Here is a 14,896-nt window from a genome sequence, read left to right as displayed (position 1 = left end):
ATCTCCACTTCGTGGTGGGAGTGTCGGCCCGTCAGGGGCGGATCGCCCAGATCGGCACGCCCTCCGGCCGCCCGGGCTTGTCCCGATTGTAGGTCAGGTTGCCGAAGCCGATCCGCGTCGCATCGATCCATTCCGCCTTGGCGCAATCCAGAACCAAGGCTCCGCAATGATCGACCCGGAAGACCCCGGCGGTTGGGTGGACCCCGAACAGATCGGGTGCGGTCCAACCGAGATCGACCGCCTCCGCTCCGAGCCGGTCGAGGAACTCCAGCATGCCGGCATGCACCCGCTGCCAGCTCTCGCCGTGCAGACCGGGGCAGGGGGAGGTCGCCGGGCTCATCCGTTCGATCCGGTCGCGCCAAACGGGCAGATCCGTGCGGGTTACGGTGGAAGGGGAGACTGACATCCGGGGCGCATACCCCAGGCCTGCCGACCTGTCGCGGCCGCCGTGGCGACACAGGAGGCAGAGGAGGCCGAGGGAGCGGTGACGGGATCGAGATCGGAGAGAGGCTCCGGCGCCCGTCGCGAAAGCTCGGCTATGGCCCGCCTCCTGATCCTTGCCTGCTCGGCGACCAAGCGCCCCGATGCCGAGCGCATGCCGGCGATCGCGCGCTACGATGGCCCGCTCTGGCGCACCCTGCGCGCCGCCGATCCCGACGGCCGGCGCGCCCGGGTCGCCTTCCTCTCGGCCCATTACGGCTTCCGTGACGCGACGACGCCGATCGCCGACTACGACGCACGGCTGACGCGGGATCTCGCCGACCGGATGATCGCCGGTGGCATGACCACGCGCTGGCCCCGGCCGCCGTCGCCGCGGCGGCCCGACACCTATGGGATCCATGCCGGCGCCGAGATCGCCGGGCTGACCCGCCACGGTGCCGAGCCGTTCGGGGAGATCGCGCTGGTCGGAGGGCAGCTCTACCTCGCGGTGATGCAGGCCTTCGTGCGCGGTTTCGTCGATAGGGGCTGCGTGCGGGGCGACGCCCGCATCCACATCATCAACGGGCCGATCGGCCGGATGCGCCAGAACCTGCGGTCCTGGCTATGTGAGGTGGATAGCGCGCGTGGAGGCCTGTCGTGACCGCGCCGCGCGGGCACAACGGCGGCCCGGCGCTCGACGAGCCGGCCGACCTCCGCCCCGGCCGGTGCAAGCACTGCCGGCACTGGAAGGCTCCCTCGCAAGAGGAGCAGCGGGCCTACGAGTGGTTCCAGCTCGGCCTGTCGCGCCGCCGGGTCCGGCGGCCGACCGGCGCCTGCGACCGCGTCCTGATCGGCAACAACCCCAGGCCATCCTTCGCGGCGACCAACGGCGAGTTCGGCTGCGCGAACTTCGAGGCCGCGCCACCTCCGCCGATGCCGAAGGGCGGTGGCTACGTCACGATCTGGCAGGGCGACCGCATCGTCTGGGAGGGCCACGAGGAGGCGATCCCCGCCCGCTTCCTGCAGGAGGATCTCGATCTGTGACCGTGCGGATGGTTCAGGGCCGTATTTTCTGAGTTATATGTATAACCTGACAACTCAGGAGGGGCACACCATGCCGGATAAGACCGTCACGACGGCGGAGTTTCTCCGTCATTTCGGCCGCTACCACGACGAGGCGCGCCGTGCGCCTCTGACCTTGACCAAGCACGGCCGGCCCTCGCTCGTCGTCCTCTCGGCCGACACCTTTCGGCAACTGACCGAGCAGGCCGATCCGCGCCGCGCCTTCGCGGCCGGAGAGACGCCACCCGACCTGGCCCTTCGCATCCTCGGCGAACTCGACCGGCAATCCGCCGAGCATGGGAGCGACTAGGATGGCCGCTGCTTTTCCGTCGGGCTCGGTCATCACCTATCCCTACCTGTGGCGGTGGCAGAGCGAGGACGGTCGGTTCAACGCGCCCAAGGATCGTCCGACCTGCCTTGCCATCACCGTGCCCGATCAGGCCCAGGGGCTGACCCATCTCGTTCTGCTGGCCATCTCCGGAACACCGCCGGGCGACAACCAGGTCGCGCTCGAGATCCCGGTGCTCGAACTGCGCCGGGCCGGCCTGTCGACCCTGAAGCAGGGCTGGATCACGGTGAGCGAGTACAATTACGACGTCGCCGAGCGGTCCTTCCACTTCGATCCGAACCAGACGGTACGGGGCGCGTTCGGGCCCGGCTTCATGAACCAGATCCGGGCCGCGATCCGCCCGCTCTTCACGGCCGCGCGGGGGCGGATCGATCGCACCCTGTGACAGCCGATCACGAAGAGATCGATGCATGTCGATGTCGGGCGCAGCCGGCGTGGCTCGACCCCGCTCTCTCGCAGCAACCCCGATAGGCCGTCGCGGCCTTCCACGATCAACCCTCAAGGGGTCCGCTCCGCAAGCGGGCGGCCGCTCCGGCTGACGCCTCTCGCGGTGATCGCGGCCACTCCCGGCCTCCTGGGGCGCTGTCGAGCGGGGATCACCCCCGCTCCAACAGGAGCCCGACCCCATGGCGACCGATCTCAGCCTCGCGAACAGCTACGCCCACAGCCTCTCGCTCTCCCTGATGGTCCCGGTCACCGTGTTCCGCTCCGATGTCGGGTACGCCGTCGTCACCTCGGACGAGTTCGAGGGCGATCCCGCCAGCGTCGTCACCGAGTTCGATCCCTACGAGGCATGAGCCTCGCGCGAGGGGCGCGAACCTGCCTCGCCGACCGCACGGGACCAGCAAAACTCCCTTGATGCCATTACCGTGACCTGTCACGATAACTCATCGGCAATGCGCCGATACCCGCGCCTCGGGGTTCCATGCAGGCAGGATGACGATGATGGCCGATTTCGCCCACAGCGCCCCGATCACGGTTCGCACGCACGAGCGGTTCACGATCACCTGCGACGGGCAGGTTTGGCGCCTCAACGGCCGCCACGCCGAATTTTTCTCGGCCGAGTTGCTGCTCGGAAATCCCCAGCACTTCATGCGCGCCCGCGCCCAGTCGCTCATGTCCCGCATTGAGAGTGGCGAACTCGCCGGCCTCGTGCGCGGCAATCTCGACGGTCAGTCGACTACCATCGCCGTCACCACGATCGACTTTGCAGCGGCTGCGCACGAGGTCGAGCGGTTCAGGGCTTGGCAGCGCGACATCGCCTCGGCTGCGGAGGCTCGGCGTCAGGCTGCGACGGCCTATGATCGCGGCATGAACGAGGGCGGTGAGGGGTTCAACCCGTACCGCGACCTATGAGCGACCACATCCACCAGCGAGAGGCAGACGCGGCCTTTTTCGAGGACTGGTCGCCGTGGGCCAGCCTCGACGGACGGCCGGTTCGTCCGGCCGAGCCGCAATCTGGGCCGGACGCGCGTCGCCCGGTTCGGCCGCCATTGGGCGGATGGAGTAGATACTGGTGCCTTCCGTCGCCCGGCGAGCGAGTTATCCGCGTCGTGCCTGCAACGGCATCAATCGTGGACCTGTTGCGCGCGATCCCCGGCGCGCGTGTTGAGCGACGCATCCGTTCGGATTGCGATCCTGGCGTCTACGTGATCCCGGCCGAGCATTGGCGCCGGCTCCGCGCGGTACTGCCGCGCATCCGCTTCCTCACGATGCAGCAGATTGCACTCTACCGATGACCGCCCCCGCCTACATCTGGCAGATCGTGCTCAACCAGGGCGGCGGGCGGCCCTCCTACCGCCGCGATGTCACGGAAGCCGCGCTGGTCGTCACTCGCCCGCTGCTCGATCTGAGCGAGCCCCAGGCGGTCGACGGGCTTGGTCTCGTGCAGGTCAAGCATCTTCGGCGCGGCGCCCTGGTTACGATCTCGGACAGGGCCGGACCGCGTGCCGCCGTCGGCATCGCAGGACACGGGCGCATCTCGGCGCCGCTCTGGCGCACACTCCACGAGGCAGTGCCGGGCGCGTCGCTCGCGACCGATCCCGCGGCGCCGCCCGCCGCGCCGTGGTGCGGGCTCGTGCTGGCCGATCAAATGCGGGACCGTCCACGCGACGAGGTTACCGACTTGATCGTCCAAGCCCGCGTGCTGGGATGGGCGTGGATGGAACGGGAGGCCTGATGCCCCGCCCCCGCAAGGCAATCACGGCCTCGGACGCCGAGCGCGCAGCAAATCACCGACGCCGCCTCATCGAGGCCGGAGGCAAGAGGCTGCAAACGGCACTCTCGCCTACGGCTGCCCACGCTCTGGACGTCGTGCGACAAGAAGGTGAGACGGATCGCGCCGTTCTAGAGCGCGTGCTGATCGAGGCGGCGGCGCGGGTGCGGTGACCGGTCGCCGCCTGCCAGGCGGCGGGTCTAGGCCCCCTCGCGAGAAAGGCGATTGAAACCGCCTCGTAGACCGGGAGCTGGCAGCTCAGCGCTCGAACGAATTTGCTAACAGCGCGCCGCCAAGCTCGAATCGTCTTGGGGCCGGTCCCTTCAGCCTGACCGAAGGGTTTGGCGTGAACGCCGACGGCGGGCCGTTCGGCAGGCGAGCCCGGCGCCTGCCGTCGCGCAGCCCGTCTTGGCGGCTTTCCCGTAGGCCTTGCAAATCTCAGCGTGGCGAAGAGCGGCGTCACACCGGATTCCCTCTGACGCGGCGAACTCGTTGACGGCGTGAGGGAGCGAGGCGGCGTCGTTTTCCCCTGGCGTGGTCGATCCCGAGCCGGCCAGGGTTCTGCTTGCGTCCTGACGCACGGCCGCGCCCGTGGGCCTCTTGGATGGGCGTGTCTATCCGGGGCGCCCGGGACCACCGCAACGGCGGGGGCCGGGTTTCTTCCCCGCCGCCTAAGGCGGCTCCTCGCGGACCAACAAACCCGTCCCCTGCCGTCCTCCGCTGCGCTGCGGCCTGCCAAGGCAGGTGCGGCGCCGGGACACCTCCGGCTCACCGACCGCCATCGAGGCCCCGACGGCGCGGCCGAGAGCACTGGAACGAGGATCATGACCATGGCGACCATTGGCACCTTCACCCGCACCGAGAACGGCTTCACCGGCAGCATCACCACCCTGACCATCCAGGCCTCCAAGGTCGCGATCGTGGAGGAGAGCCGCGGCGGCGAGCACGCGCCGACCCACCGGATCTTTCTCGGCAAGATCGAGATCGGCGCCGGCTGGGCCAAGCGCTCCAACGAGGGGCGGGACTACATCTCGCTCAAGATCGACGATCCGAGCCTGCCGGCTCCGCTCTTCGCCGGCCTGTTCGAGGAGGAGGACGGCCGCACCCACTCGGTGATCTGGAGCCGCTCCACCCCGAAATCCGACCAGCGCTCGAAGAGCCGCTCCGAGGGTCGCTCGAACACCCGCAGCCGCCGGAACTGAACCGAGGCCATCGCCGCCCCGCCCGGCCGGGCGGGGCCGCTCCAGCGCGACACGGAGACACGGAAATGACTTTCGCGTTCGATACGCTCGGATATTCCAAGGCCCTGCGTGAGGCCGGCATCGCCTAAGAGCATGCCGAGGCGCACGCCACGGCAGCCCGGGAGTTCATCATGGTCGAACTCGTCACGAAAGAGGATCTGCGCCTCGCCCTGGAGCTTCAGACGCTCCAGATGACGGTGCGCCTCGGGGGCATCGTCGCGGCGGGCTTTGCCGCCCTCGCCGCCCTCATCAAGCTGAGCTGATCGAGATCTCGGCCCGCGCCGGGGCGCGGGCCGACGCCGCCGGATGACCGGCTCCGTGCGTTCGGTTCAGGCGGCGCGGACGGTGGCGAGGAAGCGCTGGACCTCGACGCCAAGATGCTCGGATTGCCGCGACAGCTCGGAGGCCGCCGCCAGAACTTGACCGGCCGCCACCCCGGTCTCCTCCGAGGCCTGCGCCACCCCGGCGATGTTGCCGGTGACCGCGTGGGTGCCGGCCGAGGCCTGCGCCACGTTGCGCACGATCTCCTGCGTCGCCGCCCCCTGCTGCTCCACCGCCGCCGCGATCGAGGTGGCCACGTCGTCGATCTCGCGGATCCGACCGGTGATCCCACCGATCGCCGTCACCGCCTGACCGGTCACGCCCTGGATCTGGCCGATCTGGTGGCGGATCTCCTCCGTCGCCTTGGCGGTCTGCTCGGCCAGGCTCTTCACCTCGGCCGCCACCACCGCGAAGCCACGGCCCGCCTCACCGGCCCGGGCCGCCTCGATCGTGGCGTTGAGCGCCAGCAGGTTGGTCTGGCTGGCAATGCCCGAGATCATCCCGACCATCTCGCCGATGCGCGCCGAACTCTGGCTCAGCGCCTGGACCAGGGCGGTGGTCTGGTCGGCGTCGCCCACGGCCGCCTGCGCCAGTTCGGCCGAGCCGGTTACCTGCCGGCCGATCTCCTGGACCGAGGCGCCGAGCTCCTCGGCCGCCGCCGCCACCGTGTTGACGTTGGTGGCGGCCTCCTCGGCGGCCGCCGCCACGGTGCCGGACTGGCTGGCGGTCTGCTGCGCCGTCGCGGTCATCTGCTGGGCGGTGGCCTGCAGCTCGGTCGCCGAGGACGAGACCAGGCCGACGATGCCGCCCACCGCCTGCTCGAAGCGATCCGCCATGTCGCGCATGCCGGCCTTGCGCTGCGCCTCGGCCGAGGCGCGGGCGAGCGCCGTCTCCTCCTCCAACTGGCGGGTGCGGATCATGTTGTCCTTGAACACCTGCACCGAGGCCGCCATGCCGCCGATCTCGTCGCCGCGCCCGAGACCGGGGACCGGCTGCGCCACGTCGCCGTCGGCCAGCCGCCGCATCATCTGCGTGATGGCGCCGAGGGGGGCCAGGACACCGCGCAGGACGGTGTACAGGGCGAGGGCGGCGACGGCGAGGCCGATGAGGATGGTGACGATCCGCAGAGCTTTCATAACCTCCGAACGGGAGGTGAATTGCTCATAGATGTTCTGGCTTTCCTTGATCTGCAGATCGATCAGGGCCTGGACGGCGGAACTGACGGGATCGATAGCCTGGTAGAGCCGGTTGCGCTCGAAGTCGGCCAACTGAGTCTTGTCGCCCTTGGCCAGGATGCCGGACAGGTCCTTCACGGCAGCATCGGCGACCACCATGGCTTTCTGCGTATCGGCGACGAGGCGCTTCTCCGCTTCCGACAGGTCCGACGCCAGATAGGATGCCCAAATCTTCCCGATGCTCTTCTGTGCGTCGGCGATGATGGGCGCGCCCTCGGCCCAGGCGATGTTGCCGTTGTTGATCTTGTGTGAGGTGTCGACGATATCGACGGCGTACTTGTCTGAGACAATCTTCAGTTCACGTAGGGGCACAATACGATCGCTGTAGAGCGCGTTGATGCTCAAGCCTGATCTGTATGTACCATACAGTCCAAGTGATATGTTCAGCGCAAGCAATGCAATCAACGCTATGACGGAGGCCGTCAGGCGGAAGCGAATGGATGTCATCAATTTAGTGTCTCTCACAAAACTCCCGCTGCACCGTCGTCTTGAGAGCGAGAACCGTCCAGGGACGGGAGTTTTGTGAGGCACTCTTAATCCCCATTTTCTTAAAAATTCACACATGATGGTTTATAAATTATCAATCGTTCGGGATTGTAATAACATGGACTTAATTTGCATGTTTTAGTTGCAATTTGGATTGATCGTCATGCTCCGTGCAGCGGAAGGCCTCGTGCGGGCATGACGCTCGGAGATCGGCTGTGCCGGAGCCGCCCCCTCGGGCCGGAAGCCCGGCGGACACGGGGGCAAGAGGTAGAGACGGCCGGGCCGGAGTGACGGGAGATCAGGCTGGGGAGAGGCTCCGGCGCCCGTCGCGAAAGCTCCGCCGATGGCCCGCCGCTCGTCCTCGTCCCGGAAACCGTCTTCCGCGCGCGCCGACGCCGCTCCAGCTCCGCGCGTCGATCTGTACCGGCGCATCACCGATACCATCGTCGCCCAGCTCGAGGAGGGCAGGGTGCCATGGGTGCAGCCGTGGGGCGATCTGCCCGGCACCGCCACCGTCGGGATGCCGCGCAACGCGGCGACGAACCGGGCGTATTCCGGCATCAACGTGATGTTGCTCTGGGCCAGCGGCACCGCCCTGGCCTACCCGACCCAGCGCTGGCTTACCTTCAAGCAGGCGCTCGGCCTCGGGGGCTGCGTCCGTCGGGGCGAGAAGGGCACGCCCGTCGTCTACGCCGACCGCTTCACGCCCGAGCAGGAGCGCGAGCGGGCTGCGAAGGAGGGCGAGGAGGCACGCTCGATCGCCTTCCTGAAGCAATACACGGTGTTCAACGCCGCGCAGTGCGACGGCCTGCCCGAAGACCTCTACGTGCCGCCGCCGCCGCCGCGCGAGGATCTGATCGAGCCGCGTTTCCGCGCGCTGATGCAGGCCAGCGGCCTGACCATCCATCTCGGCGGCCAGATGGCGTTCTACCGCCCGGCCGACGACGCGATCGTCCTGCCGCCGCCGCAGGCCTTCCACGAGCCGGTGAACTTTCACCGGACCGCAGCCCATGAGATGTCCCACGCCACGGGCCATCCCTCCCGGCTCGCCCGCGACTTCACCGGCCGCTACGGCAGCGAAGGGTACGCGCGCGAGGAGTTGGTGGCCGAGATCTCGGCGGCCTATGTCTGCGCCAGCCTCGGGATCGTTCCGACGGTGCGCCACGCCGACTACATCGCCACATGGCTCGACGTGCTGCGCTCCGATCCCCGCGCCATCGTTCAGGCGGCGGGCTTGGCCAGCCGCTCGGCCGACTGGCTGCTCGGTCACCTTCCGGCCGACCTGGCTCTCGATGACGGGGAGGCTGGCGACGACACCGGAGACGAGGAAGTGCGTGCTTCGGCCGAGCCGGAGCGGGAGGCGGCCTGATGCGCTTCAAGCCCTGGCCCCGGCCCACACCCTTCGAGGACACGCCGCGCAAACGCGCGGCCTACCGGCGCAAGAGGGAGCGCGAGCAGGCAGCCTTGCCGCTGTTCGCCCCGGCCATCGCCGAGCGCCAGCTCGGCGTCGACGAGGAGATGGTTCGCCGCACCGGCCAGTGGGAGCGCCAGCAGCAGGAGGGACGCCGGCAGCGGGCCGCGTCCTGGCGCCGGGTCCGCGCCCGCCTGTTCGCCCTCGATGCCGCCCGGCGCCGCGCGATCCGGGCGCTGTGGCGGGTCTGCCCGTATCCGGCCGACCCGAGCTACTTCGGCACCCTGCTCCATGAGATCGCGACCGGCCGGATCGATCCGGAGCGGCCGCCTTGGGGGGCGGCACACGCGCTGAATCCCCGCACGACGCCGAACCCGGCGAGCTTCGCCGAGGCGTTCCGGCAGATCGGCCAGCGCACGGTCGGCGGTGGCCCGATGACCGTCGGCGCCGACGAGCGGCTGTTCTGCGGCAATCTCGGCTCGGGAATCCTGTTCCTGACCTCGCGCGTACGGCTGATCGAGCCGAACGAGAGCTTCTACACCTCGTCGAACCATCGCCTGCGCGACAGCCATGTCGGGAGAAGTGGGCATTGGGTCGATATCGAGGTGCGCGGCCCGTGCTCGGATGAGGATCTCCAGCGGATCACCCGTTTGGCCCGGGCTACCGACACCCGGCCGGTGGTCGTGCGGCGCATCGATCCGATCGCCGGTCTCCCCGGCCGGTCGATCGAAGGATCAGCGCCAGCGGTCGCTTGTGCTGACGCCGATCTCCCGGCCCTCCAGGCGGGCCAACTCGAGCGCGACCTGCGTCCAGAACCAAATCCGCCGTCCTCGTGGGCGCCGGGCCCGATGGCGGGCGATGTAATAGGCGTTGCTGCCATGGCGGCGAAGCATGACATAGGCTCGTGCCCGCACGCGGGCCCATCGCCGCGCTCGCCGCCGTAGCGGGCACTCCATCATCGCTCTGTCGCCTTGATCCTGGCGGCGGCGCGCACGATGTCGAGCACCTTCCGTCGCTGGAATCTCGATGGGATGGCCTCGTAGGCCCGAAGCAGATCGAGGCAGAGGTCGTCCCGGAACAGCGATCTCATCTCGGTGTCTGATTCATCGGCATAGTTTTCGATGCTCGTGTCCCTGAAGAAAGCGCTGATCGGCACTCCGAACGTGCGGGCGATTGTGTACAGCTTGCCGCAACTGATCCGCGCATTGCCGGTCTCGTACCTCAAGTATTGCTGTATCGTGACGCCAATGGCACCGGAAGCTCCGCCCAAGCGCACGCCAAGCAACCTTCGTATGGTGCGAAGGCGCTGCGATACAAATTTGTCGTCCGGGGATGGTCGTCTCGACAAGTTCGGCTCTTCGCTGAGGTTGTTCCTCTGATCGAAGTGGTACAGGCGCGGATCAAGTGCCTGAGTCCGAGGGCGTGTTGTCCGGCGGGCGCCAGCCGAGAATGTCGAGAATGCGACCTAGATTGAGCAAGGAAAGAGTAAAATAGGGCTCGTGCCTGCGCTGGTCGTGCTCAGACTTAAGCTGAAGGTAAGCGCTTCCAAGCTCGGTGAGAGCCCTCGGATGAAATCCAGCGGGATCTTGTGACGGCTCCATCGGCTGCCCCACCGCAGGCCCGTGTCCGCGGTACGCCCCCGCAAACGAGCCTCGACACCCACAGCCGGGGAGTTGGAAAACCGTGACAAGACGGTCCCTACGACCTTTAGCACCGGGGCGCCTGGACATGCGTCGCAGGCTCCCCGACCCGAAGGGTCAAGGATTCCGGTGCCGTAACGGCCGGCACCAAACCGCTTGTCATGGGGTTTCCACGCCCCAGGGCGGCGCGTACCGCCCCGCACCGATGATAAGCGTGGGACCGCCCTCAATCCAGAGTCCGAGAGGAGCTATTCCAGGTAGAAGGATCGTCAGGTCGAGAGAGAGGCTCCCGGCCCCGCGATCCCGAGGAGGCCGATATGCCCGAGGCATCGCACTTCACCATGACCCTCGACCTGGCGGTCCAGGATCGCAGCGCCGTGCTCGAAGCGGCGGCGACCCATCTGACCCGCACCGGAACGGTCGCGTCGGTCGAGGCGGCCCGCGATCATCTCGCCGGCGACGTGCCGAAGGCCCTCTCGGCCCTGATCGGCCTGCGTAACCTCGGCTGGGCCGGGGTCATGGCGACGAAGATCGACTGCGCACCCGGCGAGGCCGAAGGCGCCGCTCTGGGCAGGATCGGCGTCCCTCTGGGCAGTCTCTGAGGCGATCGGCAGCCCGATCCGGCCTCCCTCCGAGCACGAGGGAGGCCCTTCGCCCGTGCGGGATCGCCGCGCGCAGGAGGGGACCATGGGCGAATACGTGATGACCACCGTGACCATCGGGGGCGTTCTGAAGGGGCAGGGGGCGGTCGAGGCGCTGATCGCGGCGGCGACAGCGTACTTCGCGGATGCCGACCTCGACGTCCGCGACGCCCTGACCAGGGGCACCAGCCTCACTCTGGAGGCCCTTCAGAACTTCGGAAACACCCCCGACCTCGACGCCTTCTGCCGGACGCACGGCCTGACCTGGCATCGGGCGTGGGTCGCCCGGGTCGGGCAGTTCGGGGCCGGTCTGGAATACTGGCGCCCCGGTCTGGAGAGGCCGGTCGAGGAAGCCGCCGACGAGGCCGGCGCGCCGATGATGACGTGGGCGGCCCTAAGGCGCTGGCACCAGGGCGGTCAGACCCTGGCCGAGCTGATCGATCATCTCGGACAGGCCGACGCCGCCACCGTCCCACCTTTGAGCTTGGCGGCGGACAGCGCCTGATCCGGCTCGGTCCGGCCCCGCGGCTCCCCTCCCAGAGGCAGAGGGGGGCTTCGCCTGCGTGAGGGTTTCGAGGCTGGGAGAGAGGTTCCCGGCCGCCCGCAGACAGGGACGATGCCACCATGACCAGCCCGAAGGCCACCACGAAGACCGCCGCCAAGATCACGCTGACCGAGGCGACCGCGATCCCGTTCGAGAAGCTGTCCCTGAGCCAGGCGAACGTGCGCCGGGTGGCCGGGGGCATGAGCATCGAGGACCTGGCCGAGGACATCGCCCATCGTGGCCTGCTCCAGTCCTTGAGCGTGCGCCCGATCCTCGACGGCCAGGGCCAGGAGACCGGTCGCTACGAGGTGCCGGCCGGGGGGCGCCGCTTCCGCGCGCTCGAACACCTCGTGAAGACCCGGCGCATGACCAAGGGCATGAAGGTCCCCTGCATCGTCCGCCCGGCCGACAGCGCGATCAGCGCGACCGAGGACTCGATCGCCGAGAACGCCATGCGCGAGGCCCTGCACCCGCTCGACCAGTTCCGGGCGTTCAAGGCGCTGGCCGACGGTGGCATGCCCGAGGCCGACATCGCCGCCCGGTTCTTCGTGTCGGAGAAGATCGTACGCCAGCGCCTGCGGCTGGCCGACATCAGCCCGGCCCTGCTCGACGCCTACGCGGCCGGGGATCTGACCCTGGAAGCCCTGATGGCGTTCTCCGTCACGGAGGACCAGGCGCGCCAGGTGCAGGTCTGGGAGGCCCTGTCCAAGCGGGGCGGGGTGACCAACTGGTCGATCCGGCAGGCCCTGACCGAGCGCACCGTGAGCGTGGGTGACCACCGCGCCCGTTTCGTCGGCGAAGAGGCCTACGTCGCCGCGGGCGGCACCGTCCTGCGCGACCTGTTCGCCGAGCGCGGCGACGGCTGGTTCCAGGATGCGGCCCTGCTCGACCGGCTGGCCGAGGAGAAGCTCGCCGCCGTCGGCGCGGAGGTGGCTAAGGAGGGGTGGAAGTGGATCGAGGTATCGCTGTCGCTGATGCCGGGGCGCACCTACGGCCTGCGCATCCTGCCGACCCACTCCGGGCTGACCGAGGCCGAGGAGGCCGACTTCGAGGCAACGGTCGCCAGCTACGATGAGCTCAACGACGCATACGGCTTCGGCGACGACATCCCGGACGAGGTCGCCGAGCGGCTGGACGAGCTGGAGGCGGAGATCGCCGAGTACGAGCGGCGCTGCACCGTCTACGACCCGGCCGACATCGCGATCGGCGGGGCCTTCGTCACCCTCGACTATGACGGTCGGCCGTCGGTGCGGCGCGGGTATGTCCGGCCGGAGGACGAACCCGTCGTAGCCCCGGAGGGGGAGGCGCCGGTGGGCGTTACGCAGCCCGTCGATGCGGATGCACCGGAGGCGGGGGTGGATGGCCAGGCCGTCCGGCCGGAGCCGGGTGTGATGCGCACGATCATCACCATCGGCAGCGGCTCGGCGTCGTCGAGTCCCGTGGCCGAACCGGAGGAGACCGACCGGCCGCTCTCGGAGCAGCACCGAACCGAGCTGACCAGCTACCGCACCATCGCCCTGCGCGAGGCTCTGGCGGACGATCCCGAAGCCGCCTTCATCGCGGTCCTGCACGCCATGGTGATCCGGGTCCTCGTCCTCGCCTGCCGCACCGGCACCTGCCTGGAGATCTCGACCAGGTCGAGCCGGGTCGATCACACCGTGCAAGGCCTCGATGCCTTCCGGCCGGCGACCGCCCTCGATGCACGGCGCGAGGCCTGGGCCAAGCGACTGCCTGCGGACGACCACGCGATCTGGGACTTCCTAATCGCCCTGGCGCCGGAGGAGCGCACCGAACTGTTCGCGCTCTGCGCGGGCTTGAGCGTCAACGCCATGCACAGCCCCTTGGACCGGCGTCTCGACGCACTCCCGCACGCCGACCGGCTGGCCAACCTCGTCGGGCTCGACATGACCCGCGACTGGACGCCGACGGCGGCCAACTACTTCGGCCGCGTCACCAAGACCCGGATCCTCGCCGCCATCCGCGAGGCCAAGGGCGAGGACACGGCGCGCCTGCTCGAAGGCCTCAAGAAGGGGGACATGGCGCGCGAGGCCGAGCGGCTGATGGCCGGTAGCGGCTGGCTGCCCGATTTGCTGCGCACCCCCGGCCTCGACATCGAGGGGGCGCCCGTTCCTGACGGCGCGGTCGTCGGGACCGATGAGCCGGCCGGAGCCGGTGGGGCTGCCCAAGCGGTGGAAGAACCAACCGAGGATCTCCCGGCCTTCCTCGCCGACGTCACGCAGGCCGCGGACCCGGACGGGCTCGACTCGAACGCCTACGCCATCGCGGCCGAGTAGTCCCCTAAGTTACCCTCGGCGTTGCCCCGGCGACGCCGCCCCCCCCGAGCTTCGCGGCTCGGGGTTTTTTTACGAGAATGGCCCGGCAAGCCACGTAAGCGGCGGGGAGCCAGAACCCCAATCGATCACGCGGCTGTTCCATCCTGATCAGAGGGGGGCATACGGCGAGCCACAAGGCGCGCCACGAAGCGTCGAACGAGATCCTCGTCGTCCTTATGAACGAATAAGATGATGCGCTTCCAGCCTGCGCGCTTCCTGCGGTCCATATACCGATGCCATTTGGGGTGTTTGTGGGTCACAGAATCACATCCATTGAAAATCCGCGACGTGGACGTTTGGTGCAGGGTTATCTGTCGTGCACCAACCGCCGTAGGCGGCACCAGGCAGGGTGGACAAGCATGGCCATGGGAAGGGGCGCGATCAGCGAGGAAGGCTGGTTCCAAGACGATTCCGCCCGGCCTACGGCCCGGACACGACACTCTCCGGGTCCGAGAGCGCGGTCCTGGACGTGCTCGAACGCCTGCGCTGCCGTCGTAAGGCCCGCGCCAGCCGGGCGGCGATCTCCGGCCAGAGCCCATCGGCCAGAAACCGGTCGCGCCACTTGCGCACCGTTTCCCAGGGACCGAAGTTGATCGGCAGGTATCGCCAGGGACAGCCCGTCTTCTCCAGATAGAGGCAGGCGTTGACCATCTGCCGCAGGTCCGCCGTCAGGGGATCGTAGCCGGCCAGCAACGGCGCGATGGCCGCCCATTGCTCGTCCGTCAGATCGCTCGGGTAGTGACGGCGTCGCATCTCGGTAGGTTGCTCGTTCCGCATCCGTCAGGCTCTGACGATCCGAACGGTGACGCTCACGAACAGGGGGGCATGCGCCGGGGTGTGGGTGTGCTGCGGTCGATGCAACCGGCAGTTCCTCCTCCGTGAATCGCCGACCATCTGAACCTTGGCCGTGGGGTTCGTCAATAACACAACCCGACTACACCGCTAGAGATGGACGAGTGTCGTGGCTACACGCTTGCAAGGCTGAATAAACCGGGTCG

General features: G+C 68.5%; 18 protein-coding genes and 1 pseudogene. 15 read left to right on the top strand and 4 right to left on the bottom strand.

What is annotated here, in order from left to right; translation table 11 throughout:
- Positions 1 to 31 precede the first annotated feature (31 nt).
- A complete protein-coding gene (locus BM249_RS11595; RefSeq protein WP_091972055.1) occupies positions 32 to 340 on the bottom strand; it encodes a hypothetical protein in 309 nt (102 codons plus the stop codon).
- Positions 341 to 538: 198 nt separating this feature from the next.
- Between BM249_RS11595 and BM249_RS11590 the strand changes: the two genes are divergently transcribed.
- From BM249_RS11590 to BM249_RS22135, 10 genes are all read left to right on the top strand, one after another.
- Complete coding sequence (locus BM249_RS11590; protein ID WP_091972053.1) at positions 539 to 1,081, top strand: hypothetical protein; 543 nt, start codon at positions 539 to 541, stop codon at positions 1,079 to 1,081.
- Positions 1,078 to 1,464: a hypothetical protein gene (locus BM249_RS11585; protein WP_091972051.1), complete on the top strand. Its 387-nt coding sequence runs from the start codon at positions 1,078 to 1,080 to the stop codon at positions 1,462 to 1,464. Before BM249_RS11590 ends, BM249_RS11585 begins: the two co-directional genes overlap by 4 nt.
- A 70-nt stretch (positions 1,465 to 1,534) precedes the next feature.
- Complete coding sequence (locus tag BM249_RS11580) at positions 1,535 to 1,792, top strand: type II toxin-antitoxin system prevent-host-death family antitoxin (protein WP_091972049.1); 258 nt, start codon at positions 1,535 to 1,537, stop codon at positions 1,790 to 1,792.
- A 1-nt stretch (position 1,793) separates the two neighbouring features.
- The gene (locus tag BM249_RS11575; protein WP_244528712.1) at positions 1,794 to 2,216 is read left to right on the top strand and encodes a hypothetical protein; all 423 of its coding nucleotides are present in this window, start codon (positions 1,794 to 1,796) and stop codon (positions 2,214 to 2,216) included.
- 241 nt (positions 2,217 to 2,457) lie between these two features.
- Positions 2,458 to 2,628: a hypothetical protein gene (locus tag BM249_RS21680; RefSeq protein WP_177232396.1), complete on the top strand. Its 171-nt coding sequence runs from the start codon at positions 2,458 to 2,460 to the stop codon at positions 2,626 to 2,628.
- Between the two features lie 145 nt (positions 2,629 to 2,773).
- Positions 2,774 to 3,187: a hypothetical protein gene (locus BM249_RS11570; RefSeq protein ID WP_143103741.1), complete on the top strand. Its 414-nt coding sequence runs from the start codon at positions 2,774 to 2,776 to the stop codon at positions 3,185 to 3,187.
- Complete coding sequence (locus BM249_RS21270) at positions 3,184 to 3,570, top strand: hypothetical protein (protein WP_143103740.1); 387 nt, start codon at positions 3,184 to 3,186, stop codon at positions 3,568 to 3,570. Before BM249_RS11570 ends, BM249_RS21270 begins: the two co-directional genes overlap by 4 nt.
- Entirely contained in the window at positions 3,567 to 4,010 is a 444-nt protein-coding gene (locus BM249_RS11565) for a hypothetical protein (RefSeq protein ID WP_091972043.1), read from the top strand. Before BM249_RS21270 ends, BM249_RS11565 begins: the two co-directional genes overlap by 4 nt.
- A gap of 866 nt (positions 4,011 to 4,876) precedes the next feature.
- On the top strand, positions 4,877 to 5,248 hold the full coding sequence (locus tag BM249_RS11555; protein ID WP_091972102.1) for a DUF736 domain-containing protein: 372 nt from the start codon (positions 4,877 to 4,879) through the stop codon (positions 5,246 to 5,248).
- 170 nt (positions 5,249 to 5,418) lie between these two features.
- Positions 5,419 to 5,550, top strand: coding sequence for a hypothetical protein (locus tag BM249_RS22135; protein WP_280142666.1), 132 nt, complete (start codon positions 5,419 to 5,421; stop codon positions 5,548 to 5,550).
- Positions 5,551 to 5,616: 66 nt separating this feature from the next.
- Here the strand turns inward: BM249_RS22135 and BM249_RS11545 are convergent, their stop codons facing one another.
- Positions 5,617 to 7,290, bottom strand: a complete 1,674-nt coding sequence (locus tag BM249_RS11545) for a methyl-accepting chemotaxis protein (protein ID WP_091972039.1) — start codon at positions 7,288 to 7,290, stop codon at positions 5,617 to 5,619.
- Positions 7,291 to 7,672: 382 nt separating this feature from the next.
- On the opposite strand from BM249_RS11545, the gene BM249_RS11540 reads away from it, so the two are divergent.
- Positions 7,673 to 8,698 (top strand): ArdC family protein, encoded by a 1,026-nt coding sequence (locus BM249_RS11540; RefSeq protein WP_091972037.1) that lies wholly within the window; start codon positions 7,673 to 7,675, stop codon positions 8,696 to 8,698.
- The gene (locus BM249_RS11535) at positions 8,698 to 9,684 is read left to right on the top strand and encodes a hypothetical protein (RefSeq protein WP_091972035.1); all 987 of its coding nucleotides are present in this window, start codon (positions 8,698 to 8,700) and stop codon (positions 9,682 to 9,684) included. Before BM249_RS11540 ends, BM249_RS11535 begins: the two co-directional genes overlap by 1 nt.
- An 11-nt stretch (positions 9,685 to 9,695) precedes the next feature.
- Here the strand turns inward: BM249_RS11535 and BM249_RS11530 are convergent, their stop codons facing one another.
- Positions 9,696 to 9,965, bottom strand: a complete 270-nt coding sequence (locus BM249_RS11530; RefSeq protein WP_342029855.1) for a hypothetical protein — start codon at positions 9,963 to 9,965, stop codon at positions 9,696 to 9,698.
- Positions 9,966 to 10,697: 732 nt separating this feature from the next.
- Between BM249_RS11530 and BM249_RS11520 the strand changes: the two genes are divergently transcribed.
- The 3 genes from BM249_RS11520 (at position 10,698) to BM249_RS11510 (ending at position 13,859) form a co-directional block, all read left to right on the top strand.
- The gene (locus tag BM249_RS11520; protein ID WP_091972029.1) at positions 10,698 to 10,982 is read left to right on the top strand and encodes a hypothetical protein; all 285 of its coding nucleotides are present in this window, start codon (positions 10,698 to 10,700) and stop codon (positions 10,980 to 10,982) included.
- Positions 10,983 to 11,037: 55 nt separating this feature from the next.
- The gene (locus tag BM249_RS11515; protein WP_244528711.1) at positions 11,038 to 11,526 is read left to right on the top strand and encodes a hypothetical protein; all 489 of its coding nucleotides are present in this window, start codon (positions 11,038 to 11,040) and stop codon (positions 11,524 to 11,526) included.
- A gap of 119 nt (positions 11,527 to 11,645) precedes the next feature.
- Positions 11,646 to 13,859, top strand: coding sequence for a ParB/RepB/Spo0J family partition protein (locus BM249_RS11510; protein ID WP_091972025.1), 2,214 nt, complete (start codon positions 11,646 to 11,648; stop codon positions 13,857 to 13,859).
- Between the two features lie 462 nt (positions 13,860 to 14,321).
- Here the strand turns inward: BM249_RS11510 and BM249_RS11505 are convergent.
- A pseudogene (locus tag BM249_RS11505) lies at positions 14,322 to 14,682 on the bottom strand (transposase); the annotation flags it as partial.
- Between the last annotated feature and the right edge of the window lie 214 nt (positions 14,683 to 14,896).

This window comes from Methylobacterium gossipiicola (assembly GCF_900113485.1).
In the GTDB taxonomy this organism is placed as follows: Bacteria; Pseudomonadota; Alphaproteobacteria; order Rhizobiales; family Beijerinckiaceae; genus Methylobacterium; species Methylobacterium gossipiicola.
The sequence above is the reverse complement of the archived record's forward strand: the minus strand, read 5'-3'. Positions and strand labels throughout refer to the sequence as shown.

Coding starts and splice junctions, on each gene's coding strand:
- BM249_RS11595 (WP_091972055.1), bottom strand. CDS start 340: ATGAGCCCGGCGACCTCCCCCTGCCCCGGTCTGCACGGCGAGAGCTGG.
- BM249_RS11590 (WP_091972053.1), top strand. CDS start 539: ATGGCCCGCCTCCTGATCCTTGCCTGCTCGGCGACCAAGCGCCCCGAT.
- BM249_RS11580 (WP_091972049.1), top strand. CDS start 1,535: ATGCCGGATAAGACCGTCACGACGGCGGAGTTTCTCCGTCATTTCGGC.
- BM249_RS11575 (WP_244528712.1), top strand. CDS start 1,794: ATGGCCGCTGCTTTTCCGTCGGGCTCGGTCATCACCTATCCCTACCTG.
- BM249_RS21680 (WP_177232396.1), top strand. CDS start 2,458: ATGGCGACCGATCTCAGCCTCGCGAACAGCTACGCCCACAGCCTCTCG.
- BM249_RS11570 (WP_143103741.1), top strand. CDS start 2,774: ATGATGGCCGATTTCGCCCACAGCGCCCCGATCACGGTTCGCACGCAC.
- BM249_RS21270 (WP_143103740.1), top strand. CDS start 3,184: ATGAGCGACCACATCCACCAGCGAGAGGCAGACGCGGCCTTTTTCGAG.
- BM249_RS11565 (WP_091972043.1), top strand. CDS start 3,567: ATGACCGCCCCCGCCTACATCTGGCAGATCGTGCTCAACCAGGGCGGC.
- BM249_RS11555 (WP_091972102.1), top strand. CDS start 4,877: ATGGCGACCATTGGCACCTTCACCCGCACCGAGAACGGCTTCACCGGC.
- BM249_RS22135 (WP_280142666.1), top strand. CDS start 5,419: ATGGTCGAACTCGTCACGAAAGAGGATCTGCGCCTCGCCCTGGAGCTT.
- BM249_RS11545 (WP_091972039.1), bottom strand. CDS start 7,290: ATGACATCCATTCGCTTCCGCCTGACGGCCTCCGTCATAGCGTTGATT.
- BM249_RS11540 (WP_091972037.1), top strand. CDS start 7,673: ATGGCCCGCCGCTCGTCCTCGTCCCGGAAACCGTCTTCCGCGCGCGCC.
- BM249_RS11535 (WP_091972035.1), top strand. CDS start 8,698: ATGCGCTTCAAGCCCTGGCCCCGGCCCACACCCTTCGAGGACACGCCG.
- BM249_RS11520 (WP_091972029.1), top strand. CDS start 10,698: ATGCCCGAGGCATCGCACTTCACCATGACCCTCGACCTGGCGGTCCAG.
- BM249_RS11510 (WP_091972025.1), top strand. CDS start 11,646: ATGACCAGCCCGAAGGCCACCACGAAGACCGCCGCCAAGATCACGCTG.